The sequence below is a fragment of the Candidatus Dependentiae bacterium genome (assembly GCA_016191325.1).
Classification (GTDB): domain Bacteria; phylum Babelota; class Babeliae; order Babelales; family JACPOV01; genus JACPOV01.
On record JACPOV010000008.1, the window covers coordinates 821,114 to 842,146 of the forward strand.

Here is a 21,033-nt window from a genome sequence, read left to right on the forward strand (position 1 = left end):
AACTATATAGGGGCGACATATGAAACTTTTACTGCTCATTTTTGCTGCGCTATCATTTCAAATGAATGCGGCACTGCATCATGAAAAAAATAAAAACCCGCAAATTATTATATATGATAATCCATCAGTTTTATCAGCGCCAGAAAACGGTTCTTCCAAAGAAAATACTAAAGGAAATTCTGGAGTGCCTTTACTACCAGTTGAACAGGGGTCTACAACAAAAATGGTATCGCCAAGGCCTACGTCTCCAAATTCAGTATCTAACTCTGTCTTCCTCAAAAAAGATAAAGTCGAACGTAATAGCACTGGAGTACCTAATTTAAACCAAACCGGAATGCGCAGTTCTACCGTAATTCCTGAAGAAGAAATCAAAAATGGGCGAGAAAGTGGATTTTCTAAAAAAATTAGAGAATTCGATGTCAAAAAGCTATTGGTCCGTAAAGAATGGAGAGGGATGAATAGATGGATCCATGCAGATATTGTCCAACAGAAGCAACAATGGCGCGAATTTGGAGCAGGCGATCGTATTGAGTGTGCTCTAAAATATTTAGAAACGATCGAGGATAATATTCAAAAATGGAAAATCCGCAAAATACAATTAAGTAGTGTTTCCGATTATACTCTTCCTACTAAAGACAGAGATGAGTTAGATGCGTATAAAATATCAGCTCAAATTCTCGCACGCCCGATTGAAGATCGCACAGCCAATGAAAAAGATATTCTTATAACTATTAAGCAAAAATATAAAGTTGAAGAAAGTGATTTTTATGATCAATACTTCAAATTACAATATAAAGGTTATCGGGTGCCCCCCGCTTTATTGAGAGATTTTGTTCTTAATCCGCTACTTGTATTACATGATCTAGCAATAACCAATGACGGCAAGATTGAACCGAATTTTATTCCACTTGTTGACGATAATGAATTAGAACAAAATGAAAAAGTAGAACAATATAAATATTCGGCCCCCAAAAGATCAACGCTTAAGATTCTTGGTGATTTTAAACAAGCGGTAAAAAAATGGGAAGCTGCATATTATGAAAAAGAAGATCAATTAATTTCAAGACAAAAAAAATATGAGAAGTTTTCAGATGCAAGTAAGTTTATGGAGATTTCAAGTCACGATGAACAAATGAAGAAACTAGAAGAATCATGTAATCAAATAATTACGGACCAGGAAAAACAAATAACACTCCTGGCAGCCACAAATGAATCTCTAAAAAAGGGAGTTTCTCCGAGCAGTCGCAGAAATGGCTTTCTAGTCGGAGCAGCTAGTGCAACCGCGGTTTGTACTGTGCTTGGTACTTTTGTATGGTGGAAATCTAAAAAGTAACTCTTTAATAATTTTTTAATTTTGGGACGGGAATCTATATGAAATATCTTATATTTATTTTTGTTTCACTGGTTATTCATAATTTTGCCTTTGGAATGGAAACAAAAATCAAACAACCTGCGTCAATAAAAACAGAAATTTCTTGGGAAAATTTGACGCCTGGCAATAAGCTGGATCTATTACTCGAAAAGTACCAACCGGCTATTGCCAGCTATCGCAAGACCGTGAACCAAAAAATTAAAAGTACTAATGGCGAAAAGGTTGGCACTACTTCTTATAGTACTGAAGAAATTATCAATGAGAATCATTCTGTTTTTGAAAAAAATGGAATTAAACTTACTTTTGATCAAGTCCCGAAAGGAACAAACGATACAGGTCCAGCGTATCTTATTGAACCTATCGAAAATTTGCTTTCTTTATTGGAACAATCAAAGCGTAAAAATGAACAATTAATAATCGATTGCTCAGCCCATTACAAAGCCGATCATGCGCTGAATAAAAAGATTGCCTTCACAGACTTGCATGTTACACAAGAGAAAAGAAAATCTCAGGCCTATGGATTTGCTTTTGGCGCTCTAGCAATTGGAAGTATTTGGGCTGCAACGAAAGCATTTGTTTGGTGGAAATCTCGAAAAGCAGCATAAAAATCGCCTAATTTTAGCCTCTCGCCTTTAAGAATTTAATTATCCATGCGCCAATTGATTTTCACTTTGAAATTAATTGGCGCATTTTATTTGCCGCCCTTAATCCTCACTGAATCAATCCCACTGCAAAACCGCCCCATTTTCCTGATTCCACACATCCCCAAAACCAATTCTGAACCGAGGAATTGACACATCGGCCCGCTTTATATAAAAAATGGCAGAACGATCCGGAATCCCCACCCCTTTGACATATCGACCCAATCGATTAATCTGGAGGTTGTGGCTAGCAGGAGTAGTAAAGTAAAACAAAAACTCTATCACGGAGAACATATGAAATATACCTCACTGAGAGCCTCTTGCCTGATAACTATTGGTCTGATTACGGCGCCTGCGCTTTGCGTAGCTACCGCTTCAGCTGATAGCGTCCAAGCAGCTCCATCACAAGTCAACCCTGTCGAAAAGGCAGTTCAGATTTTGGAATCGTACGCACAGCAACAAAAATCGTTCAGAGAATTTGTCGATGAATTGATTAAATTGATCAGAGAAAATCGTGAAACATTCAAAGAACTCATAACGTTCCCGGTTCCAGATAAAGATGAATATATCGATGATTTTATCGCACGGCTAGAAAGTGTCAAAACTTCAAAAAACCCTTTTTTAGTTCAAAAAACATTTAATGCCTATAGCTGGATCGTTGAATCGTTCAAAAAATATATACCATCTCCAGATAACATCAAAAAATATATCGGCGTCATGGTTATTCGTAACAAGTAATTCGGGGAAATGGAGGTTACATTTACCCAAATAGGGCAATGCCGTCCCTGTACTTGTTTGCTACCCTTCCTTCTTCGCTCTTCGAGCTTCGCAGGACGCAGTCGATACAAATGCTAAAGCATTTACTCACGATGAGCGAAATATCCACCCGGCTTAGCGTTAGCAAAGACGGGTATGAATTGCTATCAGTATCATAATTCGGTAAACTATGCTGCGAGGGCCTATAAAAAAGCCCTCGCTTTTTTACTAACCGATTTAACTGGCGCTGGTGGATAGAAAACAAATGAACATCGATCATTCTTTATCGTACGATTTTGACGTCATTGTTGTAGGAGGCGGCCACGCAGGGATTGAGGCTGCTTACGCGTCCGCTCGCTTGGGATCCCGCACTCTTATGATCACCCTCAATCTCGATCGCATTGGCTTTATGCCCTGCAATCCGGCGATTGGCGGCGTTGGAAAAGGCCACATTGTTTTCGAGATTAGCGCGCTTGGCGGTTTAATGCCAAAATTGTGCACGCAAACCTATCTGCAAGCTCGCATGCTTAATACCAGTAAAGGGCCTGCCGTTCAGGGGCTTCGCCTGCAAATCGATAAACACGCCTATAATAAATTAAGTAAACAAACACTTGAACACACAGAAAACCTCACCCTTATGATGGGGATGGTTGAAAATCTGATCCTCAATGAAAAAAATGAGGTTTGCGGCATAAAAACCCGCGAAGGGGCGCAATTTTCTGCTCGCTCGGTTATTCTTACGACCGGCACCTTCTTAAATGGCCTTATTCATATTGGCCAAACAAAATATTCAGCCGGGCGCCAAGGTGACGAATCGGTTCCCCACCTTTCTCATTTTTTGGCAAATTTAGGAATCAAAATTGGCCGTTTAAAAACCGGAACTCCTCCGCGCTTATTGCGTTCCAGCCTCGATTTTTCAAAAATGACCATGCAAGAGCCTGATAATTTGGACTATTTGTTTGAGTTCAAACCGCAGCATGTTACCAGTTCTCATGCATGCTACATCACGCACACCAACGAAAAAACACACGAAATTATACGCAAAAATTTACACCTTTCGCCGATGTATAGCGGCAATATTAAAGGGATTGGCCCCCGCTATTGCCCATCAATTGAAGATAAAATTGCTCGCTTTGGCACGAAAACCTCGCATCATGTTTTTGTAGAACCAGAAAGTGCCTCGAGCGAAGAAGTATACCCAAATGGCATTTCCACATCGTTGCCTTTAGAAGTGCAAAAACAATATGTACGTACCATTCCCGGATTTGAAAATGCGATAATTGTACGCCCCGGATACGCAGTTGAATACGATTTCGTTTTGCCAGATCAACTCAGCCATTCGCTTGAAGTTCGGCATGTTCCTGGTTTATTTTTGGCAGGCCAAATTAATGGCACAACCGGTTATGAAGAGGCGGCGGGGCAAGGAATTATTGCCGGCATTAACGCGCATTTAAAAGCTATTGGGGAAAAACCTTTCATTCTCTCGCGCCAAGAAGGATATATTGGCGTAATGATAGACGATTTAGTAACGCTCGGCGTTGATGAACCTTATCGCATGTTTACATCGCGGGCAGAACGCCGACTTTCTTTGCGGCAAGATAACGTTTTTTATCGGCTTGCGCAAACGAGCTATAACTTAGGACTCATTAATAAATCGTTTTATGATGAAATTAAACAAGAACAAACGCTTGTTGCACAAGTGGTGCGCGATATTCGTTCTGGAAAAAATAATGATGATTTATTAAAGCTGCTCGGACGCGATGAAACAAATATCGAACGAATTCATGAAATAACGAATAATGCTTTAAATAATCGCGCCGCATTGGCAGTGTGGGCAGAAGTGCGCTATGAACCATATTTAAAGCGCGATCTTAAAGAAATGGAAAAAGCGCAACATATGCAAGATCTTGAAATTCCTGAATCGCTTGATGTTACACTTATTGCCGGTCTATCAAAAGAATTACAAGAAAAATTAAGAAAACATAAACCAAAAAATATTGCGGCCGCTTCGCTTATTCCAGGAATGACTCCTGCAGCAATTGCGGTACTTATTTTTAAAATCAGAGAGCATGGTAAAATAAAAGCAAAAAAAGATTCATGTTTAGAGGAAGTACAATGAAAAAATTAGCTCACCTTTTATTTGTTCTATCATCAGCTTCAATTCCTTTATTCGGTGGCGATCCGATAGTTCTTGAAAAATCCACGAGCTGCCCGAAAAAAACTTCTCCAAAGCCCATGCTCAAAGAAGAAGTAAAAAAAGTAGCCAGCCCTCAGAAAAAAACTACCCCGCCCGCATCAGAAAGTATTGAAAAAAAGAACTGCGCTAAAGACGACATTAAAAAACCACTCGGCGATACCCCAAACAAAGACAAAATCGCCGCAGAAAAGAAAAAGGGTGGCTACGTAAACCCCTACGCAATAAAAAAAGAAACGAGCAAGCCTGGGCCGGTTGTGATCGAAAAACCGATTATCACTCCAGCAATTGTATGTGAACAAAAAAAGGAACCGGTGATCGCGCAAAAAGACAAAAAAGCTCGCACGGTCCACATAAAAAATTCGATCAGCAAAGACATGATCACGTACCATCACTGGACAGGAAAACACACGCCAGATTTTGTTTTAAAAATTAATGGCAACGAAGTTAAGCAAGGAACAACCGCTTCAATTCCCGTCGAAAATAATGCGGTAAATTTTGAATATATTTTTAATTTTGCAAACGGGTACTACAAAGATACGAAAAAGGCTGAGTTTACTCTTCCTGAAGGCGATGCTTTTGAGCTCGATTTCTCATGGAAGTCTCAGCCAAATATAAAAATTATTCCTGTAACATCAAAATAAAAAAAACACCAGACGCAATAAAGCATCTGGTGTTTTTCAACTATTTTCTTAATATTTACGCTGCAGCAGCAATCCGCCAGCAAAAAGACCGACAAAGAGTGGTATCATGCCAACTAAACGTTCGTGCATCGTGCTGCCAAAATTATAGAAGCTATAAATTGCAAGCCCTAAAACAGCAATAATCGCAGTAATGGTTATGAGGATCGAAACGATCGATTTTTTCTGACTGCTCAATTGCAATTTCAAGAGCGAGATAAATGGCAAGATGAATGCTGCAAAAATACCAAGATTGCAAAGGCTAAACGCATAATCAATATTGGTAATATGGCGCACCAAGAATAATGCAACAAGCCCTTGTAAAACAGTAGCAACCCAAGGGCGACCATGTTTGCTTAAGCGAGAAAGCATTGGAGAAAAATAGAATAGTTTTTCTTCAGCCATTGAATGGAGCAAAATTGAATTGCCATTCATCATTCCGTTTGCGCCCGCAAAAATTGCAAGAACTGAGGCGATTGAAATAAGGAAACTCAAGAGAACCGCCATCGCAGGAATCGGCCATGCAACAAAATCTCCAAATGCTGGCGCACCCAATTCCGAAAGTTTTTGAACTCCCATTATATTAATCACACTGAAATTGAAAAGTGTATAAATAAGGGTGGTCAAAAGAAAACCAATAAGAATCGCGCGCGGTGCATTTTTCTTACTATCTTCGATTAAGTGGCTAATGCTTGCGCAATATTCAAAACCGAAATAACCAAATATGGCCATCGGCATAGCAAATGGAACAAGCGCTAATTCTTGACTGCTTATCGCTAATGTTTGCGGCTTAAATACGAAAGGCAAAACGAGAATAGCCGCAATAAGCGGAATAATCTTAGTAATGGTTAACCCATTGAGCAATCGACCGAGCGCTTTCATACTCATAAGATTTAAAAGGGTCGTACTGCCGACGATAATAAGATCAAAAGCAAACGTATGATCGGTGAGCCAATTTGATCCCATCATGACGGTCAGCGTTTTTCTCAATGCCATAAATTCAACGACGAGTGCAAACGTATACCCAACGATATAAAGCCAACCACTTGCAAAACCAGCCGTTCTATTGAGGCCTTCTTTGGCATAAAGATAGAATCCCCCGGCTCCCGGAAACATACGGCTTAATTGTACCGTACTCAGAACAATAGGTAAGAAAATCAGGGCCACCATAATCCATGCCAAATAACTCACATTTCCTGCAATTGCAGCCATGCTGCCAGGACCAATCAGGATACCAGATCCGATCATGATATTGAGATTAAGCAAGATGGCGGTGAACAACGAAATTTTGTGTTGTTTCATGATACCCACTCGTTTAGGTAGTAAAAAAATAAAAAAACAGATATTGAGTTTAGCTTATAAACTTGAAGTTGTACACACTTTGCAACTTTGTGCTTGTTGAACTAGGCTTTAAATATTGGCGATTGGCGAGCATTACCCAGGGAGAAAAAAGATATGGTTTCCGGATGCCCTCTACAAAAAAAACGCTTATTTATTGCGTTGTTACTCCTTTTTGAATGGTCGCATTTAAGCCAGGCCGATAATTATGCACGAAAATTTTTTGCGGGGCACGAATGGCAGTTCCTTGAGCATCATTTTATCGTAAAGCCCCAAGAAGTTTCCGCATCTTTTATTTCAGTAGTTAAGAAGAATATCTCTTCGATTTGTGCCGCGATTCTGGCGGGTTATTTTGCGCATGAAGGAGCGTATTACCTCTTTCCCGAAAAAATAACGCGACATCAATTGCCCGCTCGTACTCTCGCAATTTTCATTTGCGTGCCACTAGCCGCATTGTGGGCAGGCTTCGCTATGCACAGGTATGCTACCTATCTCCTTGAAACAAACACTGAATGCCATTCAATAGAGTCTTTTGTAAGAAATGAGACGGAATTAAATCAATCAAGAGTTAAAGTAGAAGTTGAACTGTAGAATCAAAAACTTTTTATTAACCAATGCTTACCTACATCCCTGCAAATTGCTAACATGGGCCAGAAAGTTATTTAACTCTTTTTTCAAAGAGAACTAAGGAGTACTATAAATGAATCATCGTTTTCTGTTAATAGTTTGCATAGCTCTCGATTGGTCGGTTTCGTTTGCACATTTAGACAAAACACTTTTAACCGGTCTCGAGGCTAACATCCAAGCAAAAGCAATTCTGCATAAAGTTAATCTATTTGAGCATCACGATAAATTTCACAAAGTTTTTTCACACCTCATCGCAACGCGGTGCGATAACCGTAGCGAAGAAAAACAGGAAAATGAACTCGCCTCATTTATCATTTGTCGTTGCGTCAGGCAATTTTGTATGTTGCTTGAACAGCACAATGATCAATTTATGGAAACCCAATACAGCAAACTTGCCCAGATCGGCGGCATATTTGAAAGAATGGATGCGGAGTTCAAGTACCATCAAAGAGAAACCGATGCTATCATTACTGAAATTAATAAGGTAAATGAAGCACCTTCAAAAACACATGAAGATCTTGAAGAGCTCAGCAAAAAATTCAGCGCTCTCCTAAAAAAGCTTGCGTTTCCCGAAGAGGTCGTTGAACATCATACAACCCATGGCCAAAACTAAATCACCTAAGATTTCTTATCTGAGAAAAAACATTTGCAGAACGACACCGTTTTGCTTTGTAAAATTATAATTTATTGCAAAATTGAAATATTTAAATATATATTCATAGTGAAGATGAACTAAAAATTTTTTGAACTACTCGATTGGCGTTCAATTATGAAAAAAAGAAGTTTACTTTCTCTATGCATCGTATCGCTAGCGAGCATGGTATTTCTTCACGCAGTTGAGCAAAAACGTTCTATTCTTGTTATTGAAACTGGAAATAATGATCGAATTAATTTTAAAAAGTCACTTGATACACTGGCAACTGCTGGTTTTGAACCAATTTTTAAACATGCATACAATGTAACGCCATCCGATATTGCTCGCCATAATGCAATATGGCTTGTTTTGGATCCTTCATTTTATAGCGCAACTGCTCGCGATTTAACCAAGCAAAATAGTATTCAAACACCGATGCTCCGACATCTTTATATGCTTATCGATCATCTCAAAACAAAAAAAGATAGTCTCATTGGTTTAATAATACCGGTTACCGGAAATCCCGTGCTCGTTTCTAGCATAACCGAACAACTACTTGAAAAATTGCAACTCTTAGAAAATAAAACTCCGGAAAACCGGCAGTATGTTTCTCATTTTATTAATCATTTTGTTCGTTCTGATGAAAGTAAAAGTCAGCATTATCGCACTGCGCTGCTTGATAAACGCGCACCAGCGCCGTTACAAGCAAGTACTTATTGCCCTTCGGCTCCGCAACTTGTGGCAGAAATGCTCCCCAAATCTGTAGATAAAATATCATCGCTGAGCCCGCTCTATCCTTTAGGAATCAAGATTCGCAATGAAAAAACAGGCAATACTATTTTCCTGACGAGCGTAAACATGATTCAAACGAGCGAAATTAAAGAACCGTTTAAACTAACACCTATGGATAAAAAGTTGCGAATGGCCCTCAATGCACAAATATATACCACGTTAAGACAAGCGGTTGGTGCTGCAAAAACAGATCAGAATCTTCAATCGAAGAATCGAGAATCTATTAAAGAACGTTTCCAAAAAATTTTAAATCCTGCATACCAGCGTTTCAAAAAAGAAGGAATCGTATGTGCATGGATGAATCTTGAGCCGTACGATGGAAAAGAACAAGAAGCAGTAAATGATATTTCTGATGCGGGAATTAACGTAATGTGGTTTGAACTTTTACCAGAAGTTTACTTAGCAGATTCAGCAGGCCAAAAAGAAAAGAAACAGGCTTTCCTCGATTCGATAAAACGATTCACTCAAGCTATGAAAAAAAGAGAACAATTAAATGATAAACCGTTACCGCTTTTTTTTATGGGTGCAAATTTAACAAGCAATTTACGAGGCAACCCACAGCGCGATCCTGCATGCGATATGTATGGCGAATGTTACGAAAATATACCAAGCCCATTTGACGTTGAGCATTTTTGGAAACCAGAATTTTTAACGGTATTTGATAGATTTGTAGATGAATGGGAAAAAAATACGGGCAATGGCGTACCTCTTGCGGGCGTTTTTCTTGATTTAGAAATGTATCACGCGCAGAATCAAACCGGACAATTTTTACCATCAATGGATTTTTCAACGACAGCATGGCGGCTCTACACAAAAAAACATCCCATTGATAATAATGTACCAACGGCAACCATTAACGATCGGGTTCGTTATTTGCTTAAAACACAAAAAATGGATGAATATTTTGCTACCTTGCGGCAAGAAGCAACCATAATTGGTACATTGCTCCGCACGCACATCAAAAAAAGATTACCAAACGCACTTATCGGCGCATACAATATTAACTTACCTAATAGTTGGTTCTATCAAGCCCTGAGCAAAGGATTAAGCAGCCCAACAGAGCCGCTCATTTGCGCAACATTTAATATGGAGTTTCGCGAGCACCAAGCGGAATTGGAAAAGCAAGGCGTGTACCTGATGCATTTGCCTGTTATTCTTCTCTCGAAATTTAAAAAAACCGAAGATTTTGAAATAGTTGGCCAAATGATGAAAGATCATGATGGCATTTGGCTTAATAAATTCTCGCGCCTGGCGCAAGAGCGAGATCCGGAAAACAAGATATGGTATAACCTTGAAACTACGAATCTGGAAACTAAAACGGTAGTAGAAAACATCGCAAAATCACTCAAAGCTGCTCGATCAGAAAATCAAAATTAGAATATGCAGAACTCTTGCGCACCAAACTCATTATTAAGTACAGTAGTTTCGTTATATTTGGACGACAAGGAGACCATCATGAAGACTGAGCGCTGTACGATGAGTACTATAACAGCCAACTCAAGAAATTTCTTTTTTTCCCATCTTCACTTTTTTAATAGCAGCAACCAGTGTCGCTCAATTGAAGCTTATTTTTGGCCCGCCCGGTCATCAAACTAATTCGATTTTAATTTCTCATTTATTTGTATGTGTACTTCTTCAGAAGGGAGTTTTGCTATGAAGCATAGTAATGGCACGCTGTGGATCGTGCTTAAACTGGTTGTTCTTTTTTTCATTGCTCTTATTGAACCACTTGCAACAAGAATCAATGCAAAGAATCAACCAGAAAAAGCGTTCGAATTTCCTGCAAAGCAGGTTAAGACTTTTGCTCAAACAAAGTTTTGATTGATGCAAAAGAACCCATTAATGAACTGGCCTCATAAGGAACAACGACAAGCTTATCGTTTTTACCTTTGGTCAGCTCTTGCAACGACTTTATATAATTCATCGCAATTAAATAAGCGAGTGGATCTGATTGTGGCAATTGAGCCGCGATAAGCTTAACAGATTGAACATCTGCATTCATGAGCTTAAGACGCGCTTCAGATTCAGCTTGCGCAGCAATCACCGCAGATTGCGCATCCCCCGTTGCCTTCAAAATCGTAGATTCTTGAATCCCTTCAGCTTCGGTAATAAGCGCTTGCTTCATACCTTCCGCTTCTAAAATTCGTGCACGGCGATCGCGCTCAGCACGCATCTGCTTTTCCATTGCTTGCCTAATATCTTCTGGCGGATTAACTTCCTGCAATTCTACTCGGTTTATTTTGACGCCCCATTTATGCGTCGCGTCATCGAGAATATGTTGCAATTTTTCGTTAATTTTATCCCTCGAGACTAACGATTCATCTAGATCAAGTGAACCAACTAGATTACGTAAAGTTGTTTGCGTGAGTTTTTCTATCGCTTCCGGCAAATTCATTACGCCATAAACAGCCAATTCTGGATCGGTGATTTGATAGTAAAGCAACGCGCTAATTTCCATCATTACGTTATCTTTAGTAATCACGCTTTGCTTAGGAAAATCGTACACCGATTCACGCAAATCAATTCTATTAAAAACGCGTGTAATGCGCACCGGAAATCGACCGCGATCATCAGGAACTAAAAAGCTCCAGAGCACTTCCCGTGGTTCATCAATAAAAGGAACTAGAATATGCATTCCCGGCTTTAGAATTTTATGAAACCGGCCTAAACGCTCAATGATAACAACTTCCGCTTGCTTTACGCGAAACAGCGTTTTAAAAAGAAAAAATATGATGCCGATAATTGAGAAAATGAGAATGAGAAAGCCAAAAATTGCAGCTTCGCCATACATGAAATGTTTTAGAACCATGATGATTCCTTCGGTGTAAAAAACTATTAGATTTACCGAGGCAATAGGCACTTTTCAGTATAATGAAAGAAGACAAGAAAGCAATCGGTGCCAACTTCATAATTTTTTCTACTTTGTGGCAAATAGCAAAATCGTAGAAATGTGCCAAAAAAAGAAGCGCACTTACAATGTTTTTTACCTCTATTCTCGCACAAAAAGCTTTTCTGGCCGATGTAAACCAATAAGCAAACCCTTTGTCCTTTGCTCATCGATCGGCTAAGCTGGAAAATGTGAATATAACTTTAAGGGTGCTTTAATGAGCAACAAAAACCTTTTATGCGTACATCTTTTTATCGTAGCGCTTCTTTCGCTTTCGTTTTCCGGATGCGAAACGACTCGGAAAGACCAAGTACGTACAAAAGAAGAGTCACCGGTAACGCAAGAAATACTTCCGACGAGCCCCCAAACTGAAACAATTGAAGAGTCTAGCGTTCAACCTTTTGCACCGCGAATTATTGTTTGGGTACACGGAACCCATTTTTGGTTCAATAAAATGTTTAAAAGTATGCGCGCTCAAGAAGAAGGGGTTTATTTAGCATCGGATCTACCAAACGATTATCTTTATAGAAAACTTATCGTTAACCGGCTCTGCAAAGCCGCGCCTTGCGAATTTAGCCATGAGCATTTTTATATTTTAAGCTGGACAGGTGTTTTAAGTTCTCGTGCGCGAATTGATGCGGCACGTTCTTTAGTGCGCGATTTAAAAAAATTACGAGCAGATTATCGCGAAAAATACGGCGCGCAACCTGAAATTTGCTTGATAACGCACAGCCACGGTGGCAATGTAGCCTTAAACATTGAAATAGTGAACGATCCTGAAGATCCTATCGTTATCGATAAACTTGTGATGCTGGCAGTTCCGGTCCAAGTTGAAACAGCTCAATATGTAAAATCGCGCTATTTTAAGAAAATTTACTCGCTCTATTCGACGTACGATATGATTCAGATTGGCGATATGCAACGATTTGGTTATCATGTTGATGATCCACAACGAGCAAGTATTCCACTTTTTTCTGGCCGCAAATTTGCGCCATGCGAGAATCTACTGCAAGTAAAAGTGCGATTTGATGGCGTTGGTCCATTCCATCTTTCATTTATATTGTCGACATTCGTCCTTGCATTGCCAGAAATTCTTGCAACTCTTGATCGAGTGCCATTTCCAATACAAAATTGCGATCCATTGATTTTACGATTGAAGAGAAATAAAATTCCTATTTTATTTTCTGAGACGTGATCGGCGAATCTTCGAGTAATTGACTCAATCCTAATTCATTACTTTTTGTTTTCGGCGCATCATTCATTCCTGAAGTGCTCAAATTTATTTTATTAGAAATATTTGTAATTTCATTTTCACAAAATTTAATTTTTTCTCGATAAATTTGAAGTTCATTTTTTAAATCTCGTATTGCATAATGATTGAAGATACGCATTAACCATGGAGCTTTATCGTATCTTACTATTTGGTGAGACTTATTTGAAATTAACGTTTGATAATCCATAATCCTTTTACGGCGGCAAGCAATATACACTTCATACGCCTCAATACGTTCTCGCTCAAGTTCTAAAGATATTTCTTCGCGGTTTTCCATGACGATTTCTGGTTGCTTATTTATAATTGGTGAATTTAGATTCTGTTTAAATGGTAAGTGATAATACGAAGTCCGCATTTTTTGGATCTTCTCCGCATACATTAAAGCGCCAACGAAAAATCGTTTATCTCGTTTTTCAAGCGCTGTAATCAATCCAGAATTATTCGCATCACCTTTTAGATCAGTACCCACCAATCTACGTTTCCGCTTGGGATTAAAAGGTTCTTTCTTTTTAGGCAGAATCTTTTCTAGTGCATCTTCTTTTATTTGAATTTGCGGTTGAATTTCTGCTTTGTTTATTTTCTTTTCAATATCGAGCACAATGAGCGAAAGATCCGCCTTACCTTCATCTAGAATAATCGGTTGTCGAGTTCTCACACCAATTGCCATGATGTCAAGATGAGCTTCTAGTTTTTTGTATTCTCTTCTAAGCTGTGGGCTTGCACTTTCAACAGGAATAAATTCCAATTCTAGTACGCTTTTTAGTGATGGCCTTTGTTGCTTCGCGGGAAGATGCGTAATAATATAGTTTGCGAGTGCTTTTATTCGATCGATTTGGTCATTTGGTAAATTGGGAGCGGGAAAATGATTTTCTACCTTTTTCCAATCACCAATTTTTATAAAACCATCATCCTTGTCTGGTTTCTCCATAGCCAATGCAGACACTGAAATACAATTAACAAATAAGACTATTCTCAAATATAATTTATTTTCCATAATTACCTCTAAAGATAATTATAGCGCATATCCAGAACTATGCCAAATAAGCCTTATTTTATAAGCCTTTTTACACATTGCTCGATTGCAGCCGCATTGATCTTTTCAAAGTCTAAAAGTTCTTCCGGTTTACCTGATCGTGGCAATTTAGTAACGGCTAAGCACTCAATAGCACTATCTTCATTGCGTAATGCAAAACAAACAGCTTCACCAATACCGCCCTCAAGATAATGATCTTCCACTGTAATAACGCGTCCGCCAGACTTTTTTGCTATTTTTTTAAGCACATCTTCTGCCAGCGGTTTAATGCTATAAAGATCAATTACGCAGACCGAGATGCCCTCTTTCTTTAATTTTTCGTACGCTTTCAGCGCTTCAAAAACGGTAACTCCGGCAGCAACAATGCACGCTTGATCATTATCGCTTTGTTTTAAAATTGTGCATCCGCCAATTTCGAATTTATTTTCTGAATCATAAATTACCGGCGTTTCTCCTCGCGTCGTTCTTAAATAACTGATCGATTCGTGATGGTTTGCCATAAGTTCAACAAGTTTCCATGCGCTTACCGCATCGCACGGGTATAAAACAATGGAAGCTGGCAAGCTACGCATCATCGCGATATCCTCAAGCGCCATTTGAGATGGGCCATCTTCGCCTATTGAAACACCAGCATGAGATCCGATAAGTCGCAATGGGCAATTTCCTATTGCTGCCATCCTTAATTGATCAAATGCGCGCGTAAAGAAACAACCGAAAGTAGAAACGAATGGTACTGCCCCGCGCGTTTGAGCGCCAACCGCCATACCCACCATATTTTGTTCAGCAATAAAACATTGAACAAATCTATCAGGAAATTCTTTTTCAAAAATTTCTGCAAAAGTTGAGTTTTTCACTTCAGCATCAAAACTCATAATGTCGTTATTATGTTTTCCCGCAGCAGCTAACGCTTGCCCGAACGCTTTTCGTGTAGCGATCGATTCTCCAATTGCATACGATGGATTTCCAAGATTAATTTTTTTGTTAACAGAAATTTCGCCAGATTTTGCTGGCAGCTGCGGTTTCCACTGATATGATGTTTTTTGCACATCGTCATCAAATCGTTTTTTCAATTCAACTAATAAACCAGAAAGCTCATCTTTTTTAAACGCTTTTCCATGAAAACCGTTCTTGTTTTCAACTTCTTTGAGGCCGTATCCTTTAAATGTATGTGCAAGAATCATGGTTGGCTGGCCATTTGGAACGCGAGCCGTCTCGCACGCTTTGATAATTTCATCGATCGAGTGCCCATCTATTTTATGGGTATTCCATCCAAAAGCACGCCACTTTTTTGCATGCTCTTCTAATTTATCGCCTTCCATCGTCTCTGCGGTTTGCCCCAATCGATTCACATCTATAATGCCAATAACGTTATCGAGTTTATAAAAATTCCCCAACTCTGCCGCTTCCCAAACAGATCCTTCTGCCACTTCAGAATCACCCATTAAAACATAGGTATAAAAAGAACGGTTTGTTTTTTTAGCACGCAGTCCCATTCCCAGTCCGATCGATAATCCTTGGCCGAGCGAGCCGGTTGGCGCATCAACCCATTCAAAACGAGGAACCGGATGCCCTTCAAGCTTTGATCCAAAATTACGCAGCGTCATTAATTCTTTTTCGCTTAGAATTCCAAGTTCCTTCCAAACCGAGTAAAGAAGTGGCGCAGCATGCCCTTTTGATAAAATGAATCGGTCATTGTTCGGGTTTTTATGATCTTTCGGATCGAAATGCATAGCATAAAAAAAGAGCACCGCGACTATATCTGCCGCCGAAAGACACGAAGTCGGGTGTCCCGAGCCGGCTTGGGTGGTTGCAAGGAGGGAATCGACCCGCAATTGATACGCACTATGTCGCAAAAATGGTATAAGCTCGCTTTTATTCATACTAAATCCCCAATCGTTCTTCTTCATAATGGCAGCGTTTGTGATACACTTGGGTAAAGATACACCAACCGCTTACTATCTAAAAGATCTATGTACCCAACACTCATTCATATTTACGGTCCAATTTCTGTTCATTCGTACGGCGCGATGATTGCGCTGGGGTTAATTATTTTTACCCTTATGGCGCTCAACGATCCGCGCCGCGAAAAAATTTTAAGCACCGATCTTTTTATAACGTTGCTGATTCGCGGAATTATTGCTGCAATTGTTGGTGGCAAAGTTCTCTTTGCTCTTACCAATTGGCATCTTTTTGATCACCCGCTTGAGGTTATCGAATTTTGGCACGGAGGTTTTTCCATTTTAGGAAGTATCCTTGGCATCATTTGTGTGATCCCTTGGTATTTAAAAAAATATTCAATTGATAAATGGCAGCTCCTCGATTTAGCAGCTCTTTATGCGCCACTTTTGCAGAGCATTGCCCGCATAGGTTGTTTTTTTGCAGGCTGTTGCTTTGGTTTGCCGACGACATCTTTCATAGGCATTTCTATCGCCGATGAATATGGAAAAATATGCATGCGCCATCCATCGCAATTATATAGTTCGGCAATTTTGCTTTTTATTTTTCTTTTTCTTTATTTTGTTTTGCAAAAACGTGTTCGCGTACCGGGCGTGCTCGCCCTTTGGTATGTAGTGCTTGTAACCACCGAACGATTTTTTGTAGATTTTTTTAGAGAAGATCACATTATCGTACCAACACCCTTTCTCCCTTTTTTTTCAATTAATCAATGGATAGCACTCATTATGTGTTTCACATCCGTTGGATTACTTCTTGCCGGCATGAAGCGAAAGCATTATGAGCCTTTTCAACTTCATTAAGGGTCATGTTTCGATCATTGATGTGGTCAGTGAATATGCGAGTTTGAAAAAAGCGGGACTTTATTTAAAAGGAAACTGCCCTTTTCATCATGAAAAAACTGCGTCGTTCACCGTAAGCCCACATAAAGAAATTTATTATTGCTTTGGGTGCCATTCGGGAGGCGATGTTATTTCGTTCATTGCAAAAGCTGAGCAATGTACACAACTTGAAGCCGCGCACTATTTAGCTGAGCGATACAATATTCAAATACCCCAAGAACATCTCAGTTATAATAAAGATGCTGCGCACCAAAAAACTGATGAAAAAAAACGCTATTGGCTGCTGTGCAATTTAATTGCCCAATGGTGCCACGATCAGCTGAAAAAAAATAAAGATGCACTTGAGTACATTAAACAACGTTCAATAAATGATGAAACGATTGAGCGATTTAAAATTGGTTATTTTCCTCAATCTCCGCAAGCAATTAAAGATTTAATCGATATGATTCGCCAGCACCATTTCATGGCGCAAGATCTTCTGGCAACAAACGTCGTCTCCGAGAGCAAAGGAATGTACTATTCCCCGCTTGCAGATCGGATAATTTTTCCAATCGCAGATCCAATGGGGCGCCGATGCGGTTTTGGCGGAAGAATTTTTAGGCAAAACGACGAACGACCAAAATATTATAATTGCAAAGAAAGCCCCTATTTTTCAAAAGGTTCTCTTCTTTTTGGGTTCGATTTAGCAAAAAAAGAGATACAAGCTCAAAATGGTGTTTACTTAGTCGAAGGCTACATGGATTGCCTGATGATGGCGCAGTATGGGTTTCTTAATACCGTAGCTACGCTTGGCACCGCCTGCACCTCAGAACAATTAAAACTGCTTTCTCGGTACGCTCAGCAAGTTTTCGTTCTTTATGATGGAGACGATGCTGGCAAAAAAGCTATGCTGAGACTCACGCAGCTTTGTTGGCAGGTAAACTTGGAGCTTCGCGTCATTGAATTACCTAAAAAAGAAGATCCGGATTCATTCTTGCGCAAAGGCGGGAATTTAGTCCAGTTAGCAGCTGCTGCGCACGATATTTTCATCTTTTTTGTGGATACGGTCGGCTCCGGGTTTATTAACAAAACTCTCCATGAAAAAATGGACACGATCCGCGAGCTCATTGAAATTATAGGAACCGTAGAAGATCCGCTAAAAAAGGACATCCTGCTTCAGAGGGTGGCAAAGACCTGCGACATACCATTTCAAGCATTGGCAAGTGAGGCTCAGCGGCAGGGCAATTTTTCTAGCCCCAGCGCTTCGGATGCGCAGCTAGAATCTAATACGCCCCGGCACAGCCCATCCTCGCTGGCAATCGCACTTAAAGAAGTACCTCTCTTGGAAAAAAAATTATTTTCTGTTATAATAAATAACATGAATTTGTTAAAAAACGAAGATGAAGAGTACCTGACCGAATATGCAACCCCACCCGTGCGCGATCTTCTAATAAAACTGCAATTATTAAGAAAAGAGAGCGAGCCGGTGGATTTTTCACTTTTTTTTGAACATTTATCTGATCAGGAGAAAGTATTAATGAGTCAGCTGCTTCTTGAGTGTCATGAATACGACGGGCCAGAGAACTTTGATTATTTGCTCACACAATTTCAAAAGAAAAACTGGAAATCGTTCGTAACAGATACTAAAATCAAATTAAATCGAGCAAAGCAAGATAACGACGAACCGAGCGTCCAAAAAATTTTAACTCATTTTCAAGAGCTGAAACAAAAACTTGTCAGCAGGGGCCTTATATGATTAAAAAAATAGTCAAAAAGACAACATCTTCTAAACCTAAGAAGACCGTACAAGTCAAAAAAAGCTCAGTTGCTGCAAAAGTTTTGCGCGCAGCTACAAGTACTATTGCACGAGCGCTCAGCAAACTTGCGCCTGCAAAAAAATCGGCTCCCGCTCCAAAAAAACCACAAGCCAAAAAGAAAACGATCGTAAAACCTTCTGTAGCCCCTCAAATTAAAAAAACAGCGGCTGCCCCTGTTACCCAAAAAAAACCTGCGCCAGCTCCTGTAGCAAAACCTCAAGAAAAAAAACCTATTGCACCTGCAGCAAAGCCGGCCGTTGTCGCAACCCCTCCAGCGCCCGCTAAACCGGCAGCAAAACAACCGGCAAAGCCTGCAAAAAAAGCTCCTGCAAAACCAAGCTCAGCTCCTGAAATAGACTTAAAAGATGAAATATTTTCTACCATCCTTGAAAAAGGAAAGAAAATTGGCGCTCTCACTTATGAAGAACTGATCGAATTCAGACAGCGCTATCAACTTTCTGATAAAGAGCTTGCAGAGCTTATGCGCGTTCTCCCTCAAGAAGGCGTAGAACTTATAATGCAAGAAGAAGTTTCGGACGCTTATATTGAAGATCTTCCAAAAGATGAACTTGTTCCTGCTGCACTTCCAGGCACCTTTGATGCACAAATTGAAATCGATACTGAAGAAGAAGAATCTGGCCAAGAAGATGAAGACGAAGCAGAAGAAGAGGAAGATAAACTGGTTGTTAAAGAAACAGCCTCTTCAGCTCAATTGACCGATGGCGTAAAATGTTACTTGCGCGATATTGGTAAAATTCCGTTGCTTAACAAAAAGACAGAGAAAGTAATTGCGGATCAGATTGCACTTGGCAAAAGCGAAGCGATCGCCTCTATTTCGAAATTTCCGTTCATTCATAAAGAATTGGTAAATATCGCAGAGAAATTGCAACGCAATACGCTGCCACTTAAAGATATTATTCAGTTCTCTGAATTTGACCAAGAAAATCTTCCAAAAATTGAAGAAGAAAAAATGGCACTTCTTTCTATTTTGTTGGAAGTAAAAAATTTAATAGGGAACGAAGAGCAAATCTATCGCAGTTATCGAGCTAAGCTTGCCGATCCTGCGCAGAAAAAAGAGATGCTTGATAAGGTAAAAGAAAATAAAGAAGAGATCAGCAAAACAATTCAAACAATTAAGATCTCTAATAAGCTCATTCGTAAGCTTGCAAAGCGCATCGAAAAAGCAATGCTCAAAATCGAAGAGAAAAAAGCTGAAATAGCGCTAGCCGAAAACGATTTAAAATCGCTTGCCCATCCGGAGCATCCTTCCGCCGAACAAATTGCGCAAAGAGAAGAAATTGAGCGCATTATCCGCGGCGGATTTAAAACGATCAAAAAAGTTGAAGGCGAAATGGGCATCAGCCAGGAGCACATTGAGAAAAATTATAATCAGCTCCAAGCCGGCCTTGATAAAGATAAACGAGCAAAAGATGATCTTGCAAAAGCAAACTTGCGCCTCGTAGTAAATATCGCAAAGAAATATATCAATAAAGGTCTTCCCTTCTTAGATTTAATCCAAGAAGGAAACATTGGTTTAATGCGCGCGGTTGAAAAATTCGACTTTGAGCGCGGATTTAAATTTTCTACCTATGCAACCTGGTGGATTCGCCAGGCAATTACCCGCGCAATAGCAGATCAATCTCGTACTATTCGCGTACCGGTACATATGGTTGAAACTCTTAATAAAATTAACAAAATTAAGCGCGTCTTTATTCAAGAACACGGCCGCGAACCATCTCACGCCGAACTTGCTAAAGAACTCAATATTGATGAAAAGAAAATTAAAAATATTATCAAGATCTCTAAGGAACCTATCTCTCTTGAAACACCTGTTGGTGATAGTGAAGATGCGTTTATTAAAGACTTTATTGAAAATGAAAACGATTTCTCTCCTGCCGATACGGTAGCAAGTAACGACTTAAAAGAACGTGTGCGCGAAGTGCTCAAAACACTTACCCCGCGTGAAGAAAAAGTCATTAAAATGCGTTTTGGTATCGATGTAGCTTCTGAGCATACGCTCGAAGAAGTGGGTAAGGATTTTTCCGTTACCCGTGAGCGTATTCGTCAAATCGAGGTGAAGGCATTGCGCAAGCTTCGTCATCCATCTCGCAGTAAAAAGCTACAATCGTTCTTCGATAAAGAATTTGAAAACTTGGATAAAGACTTTGATAATATTCCCGGAGATTAATGCAAGCCAATAGAACGGTTTTTTACT

The 21,033-nt window shown here is 39.7% G+C and carries 17 protein-coding genes; 13 read left to right on the top strand and 4 right to left on the bottom strand.

Going from position 1 to position 21,033, the window contains the following annotated elements:
• Nucleotides 1–19 precede the first annotated feature (19 nt).
• From HYX58_04490 to HYX58_04510, 5 genes are all read left to right on the top strand, one after another.
• On the top strand, nt 20–1,333 hold the full coding sequence (locus HYX58_04490) for a hypothetical protein (protein ID MBI2775235.1): 1,314 nt from the start codon (nt 20–22) through the stop codon (nt 1,331–1,333).
• A 38-nt stretch (nt 1,334–1,371) separates the two neighbouring features.
• On the top strand, nt 1,372–1,977 hold the full coding sequence (locus tag HYX58_04495; protein MBI2775236.1) for a hypothetical protein: 606 nt from the start codon (nt 1,372–1,374) through the stop codon (nt 1,975–1,977).
• A 330-nt stretch (nt 1,978–2,307) separates the two neighbouring features.
• On the top strand, nt 2,308–2,751 hold the full coding sequence (locus HYX58_04500) for a hypothetical protein (GenBank protein ID MBI2775237.1): 444 nt from the start codon (nt 2,308–2,310) through the stop codon (nt 2,749–2,751).
• Nucleotides 2,752–3,034: 283 nt separating this feature from the next.
• Nucleotides 3,035–4,888, top strand: coding sequence for a tRNA uridine-5-carboxymethylaminomethyl(34) synthesis enzyme MnmG (gene mnmG, locus HYX58_04505; protein MBI2775238.1), 1,854 nt, complete (start codon nt 3,035–3,037; stop codon nt 4,886–4,888).
• Nucleotides 4,885–5,607 carry a hypothetical protein gene (locus HYX58_04510; protein MBI2775239.1) on the top strand — a complete coding sequence of 241 codons (723 nt, stop codon included), beginning with the start codon at nt 4,885–4,887 and terminating at the stop codon, nt 5,605–5,607. Before mnmG ends, HYX58_04510 begins: the two co-directional genes overlap by 4 nt.
• Nucleotides 5,608–5,655: 48 nt before the next feature.
• Here HYX58_04510 and HYX58_04515 read toward each other — a convergent pair whose 3' ends face one another.
• Nucleotides 5,656–6,945 (bottom strand): APC family permease, encoded by a 1,290-nt coding sequence (locus HYX58_04515; GenBank protein MBI2775240.1) that lies wholly within the window; start codon nt 6,943–6,945, stop codon nt 5,656–5,658.
• Nucleotides 6,946–7,098: 153 nt separating this feature from the next.
• Between HYX58_04515 and HYX58_04520 the strand changes: the two genes are divergently transcribed.
• The 4 genes from HYX58_04520 (at nt 7,099) to HYX58_04535 (ending at nt 10,855) form a co-directional block, all read left to right on the top strand.
• Complete coding sequence (locus tag HYX58_04520) at nt 7,099–7,572, top strand: hypothetical protein (protein MBI2775241.1); 474 nt, start codon at nt 7,099–7,101, stop codon at nt 7,570–7,572.
• Between the two features lie 109 nt (nt 7,573–7,681).
• A complete protein-coding gene (locus HYX58_04525) occupies nt 7,682–8,221 on the top strand; it encodes a hypothetical protein (GenBank protein MBI2775242.1) in 540 nt (179 codons plus the stop codon).
• A gap of 156 nt (nt 8,222–8,377) precedes the next feature.
• On the top strand, nt 8,378–10,411 hold the full coding sequence (locus HYX58_04530) for a hypothetical protein (protein MBI2775243.1): 2,034 nt from the start codon (nt 8,378–8,380) through the stop codon (nt 10,409–10,411).
• A 276-nt stretch (nt 10,412–10,687) separates the two neighbouring features.
• Nucleotides 10,688–10,855: a hypothetical protein gene (locus tag HYX58_04535; protein ID MBI2775244.1), complete on the top strand. Its 168-nt coding sequence runs from the start codon at nt 10,688–10,690 to the stop codon at nt 10,853–10,855.
• Here HYX58_04535 and HYX58_04540 read toward each other — a convergent pair.
• Nucleotides 10,827–11,807 carry an SPFH/Band 7/PHB domain protein gene (locus HYX58_04540; protein MBI2775245.1) on the bottom strand — a complete coding sequence of 327 codons (981 nt, stop codon included), beginning with the start codon at nt 11,805–11,807 and terminating at the stop codon, nt 10,827–10,829. The genes HYX58_04535 and HYX58_04540 overlap by 29 nt on opposite strands.
• 331 nt (nt 11,808–12,138) lie before the next feature.
• On the opposite strand from HYX58_04540, the gene HYX58_04545 reads away from it, so the two are divergent.
• Nucleotides 12,139–13,116, top strand: a complete 978-nt coding sequence (locus tag HYX58_04545) for a hypothetical protein (GenBank protein MBI2775246.1) — start codon at nt 12,139–12,141, stop codon at nt 13,114–13,116.
• Here the strand turns inward: HYX58_04545 and HYX58_04550 are convergent.
• On the bottom strand, nt 13,094–14,188 hold the full coding sequence (locus HYX58_04550; protein ID MBI2775247.1) for a hypothetical protein: 1,095 nt from the start codon (nt 14,186–14,188) through the stop codon (nt 13,094–13,096). The two genes, HYX58_04545 and HYX58_04550, sit on opposite strands and share 23 nt — an antisense overlap.
• A 53-nt stretch (nt 14,189–14,241) precedes the next feature.
• Nucleotides 14,242–16,107, bottom strand: a complete 1,866-nt coding sequence (locus HYX58_04555; GenBank protein ID MBI2775248.1) for a transketolase — start codon at nt 16,105–16,107, stop codon at nt 14,242–14,244.
• Between the two features lie 90 nt (nt 16,108–16,197).
• Between HYX58_04555 and HYX58_04560 the strand changes: the two genes are divergently transcribed.
• From HYX58_04560 to rpoD, 3 genes are read left to right on the top strand one after another with little or no spacing between them, the layout of a single operon-like run.
• A complete protein-coding gene (locus HYX58_04560) occupies nt 16,198–16,983 on the top strand; it encodes a prolipoprotein diacylglyceryl transferase (protein MBI2775249.1) in 786 nt (261 codons plus the stop codon).
• Nucleotides 16,961–18,757, top strand: coding sequence for a DNA primase (gene dnaG, locus HYX58_04565; protein ID MBI2775250.1), 1,797 nt, complete (start codon nt 16,961–16,963; stop codon nt 18,755–18,757). Before HYX58_04560 ends, dnaG begins: the two co-directional genes overlap by 23 nt.
• Nucleotides 18,754–21,006, top strand: a complete 2,253-nt coding sequence (gene rpoD / locus HYX58_04570) for an RNA polymerase sigma factor RpoD (GenBank protein ID MBI2775251.1) — start codon at nt 18,754–18,756, stop codon at nt 21,004–21,006. Before dnaG ends, rpoD begins: the two co-directional genes overlap by 4 nt.
• Nucleotides 21,007–21,033 lie beyond the last annotated feature (27 nt).

Excerpts from the sequence above, each read along its gene's own strand:
- HYX58_04545 (MBI2775246.1), top strand. The coding sequence starts at position 12,139 with ATGAGCAACAAAAACCTTTTATGCGTACATCTTTTTATCGTAGCGCTT.
- HYX58_04520 (MBI2775241.1), top strand. The coding sequence starts at position 7,099 with ATGGTTTCCGGATGCCCTCTACAAAAAAAACGCTTATTTATTGCGTTG.
- mnmG (MBI2775238.1), top strand. The coding sequence starts at position 3,035 with ATGAACATCGATCATTCTTTATCGTACGATTTTGACGTCATTGTTGTA.
- HYX58_04530 (MBI2775243.1), top strand. The coding sequence starts at position 8,378 with ATGAAAAAAAGAAGTTTACTTTCTCTATGCATCGTATCGCTAGCGAGC.
- HYX58_04550 (MBI2775247.1), bottom strand. The coding sequence starts at position 14,188 with ATGGAAAATAAATTATATTTGAGAATAGTCTTATTTGTTAATTGTATT.
- rpoD (MBI2775251.1), top strand. The coding sequence starts at position 18,754 with ATGATTAAAAAAATAGTCAAAAAGACAACATCTTCTAAACCTAAGAAG.
- HYX58_04495 (MBI2775236.1), top strand. The coding sequence starts at position 1,372 with ATGAAATATCTTATATTTATTTTTGTTTCACTGGTTATTCATAATTTT.
- HYX58_04500 (MBI2775237.1), top strand. The coding sequence starts at position 2,308 with ATGAAATATACCTCACTGAGAGCCTCTTGCCTGATAACTATTGGTCTG.
- HYX58_04555 (MBI2775248.1), bottom strand. The coding sequence starts at position 16,107 with ATGAATAAAAGCGAGCTTATACCATTTTTGCGACATAGTGCGTATCAA.
- HYX58_04535 (MBI2775244.1), top strand. The coding sequence starts at position 10,688 with ATGAAGCATAGTAATGGCACGCTGTGGATCGTGCTTAAACTGGTTGTT.
- HYX58_04510 (MBI2775239.1), top strand. The coding sequence starts at position 4,885 with ATGAAAAAATTAGCTCACCTTTTATTTGTTCTATCATCAGCTTCAATT.
- HYX58_04515 (MBI2775240.1), bottom strand. The coding sequence starts at position 6,945 with ATGAAACAACACAAAATTTCGTTGTTCACCGCCATCTTGCTTAATCTC.
- dnaG (MBI2775250.1), top strand. The coding sequence starts at position 16,961 with ATGAGCCTTTTCAACTTCATTAAGGGTCATGTTTCGATCATTGATGTG.
- HYX58_04560 (MBI2775249.1), top strand. The coding sequence starts at position 16,198 with ATGTACCCAACACTCATTCATATTTACGGTCCAATTTCTGTTCATTCG.
- HYX58_04525 (MBI2775242.1), top strand. The coding sequence starts at position 7,682 with ATGAATCATCGTTTTCTGTTAATAGTTTGCATAGCTCTCGATTGGTCG.
- HYX58_04490 (MBI2775235.1), top strand. The coding sequence starts at position 20 with ATGAAACTTTTACTGCTCATTTTTGCTGCGCTATCATTTCAAATGAAT.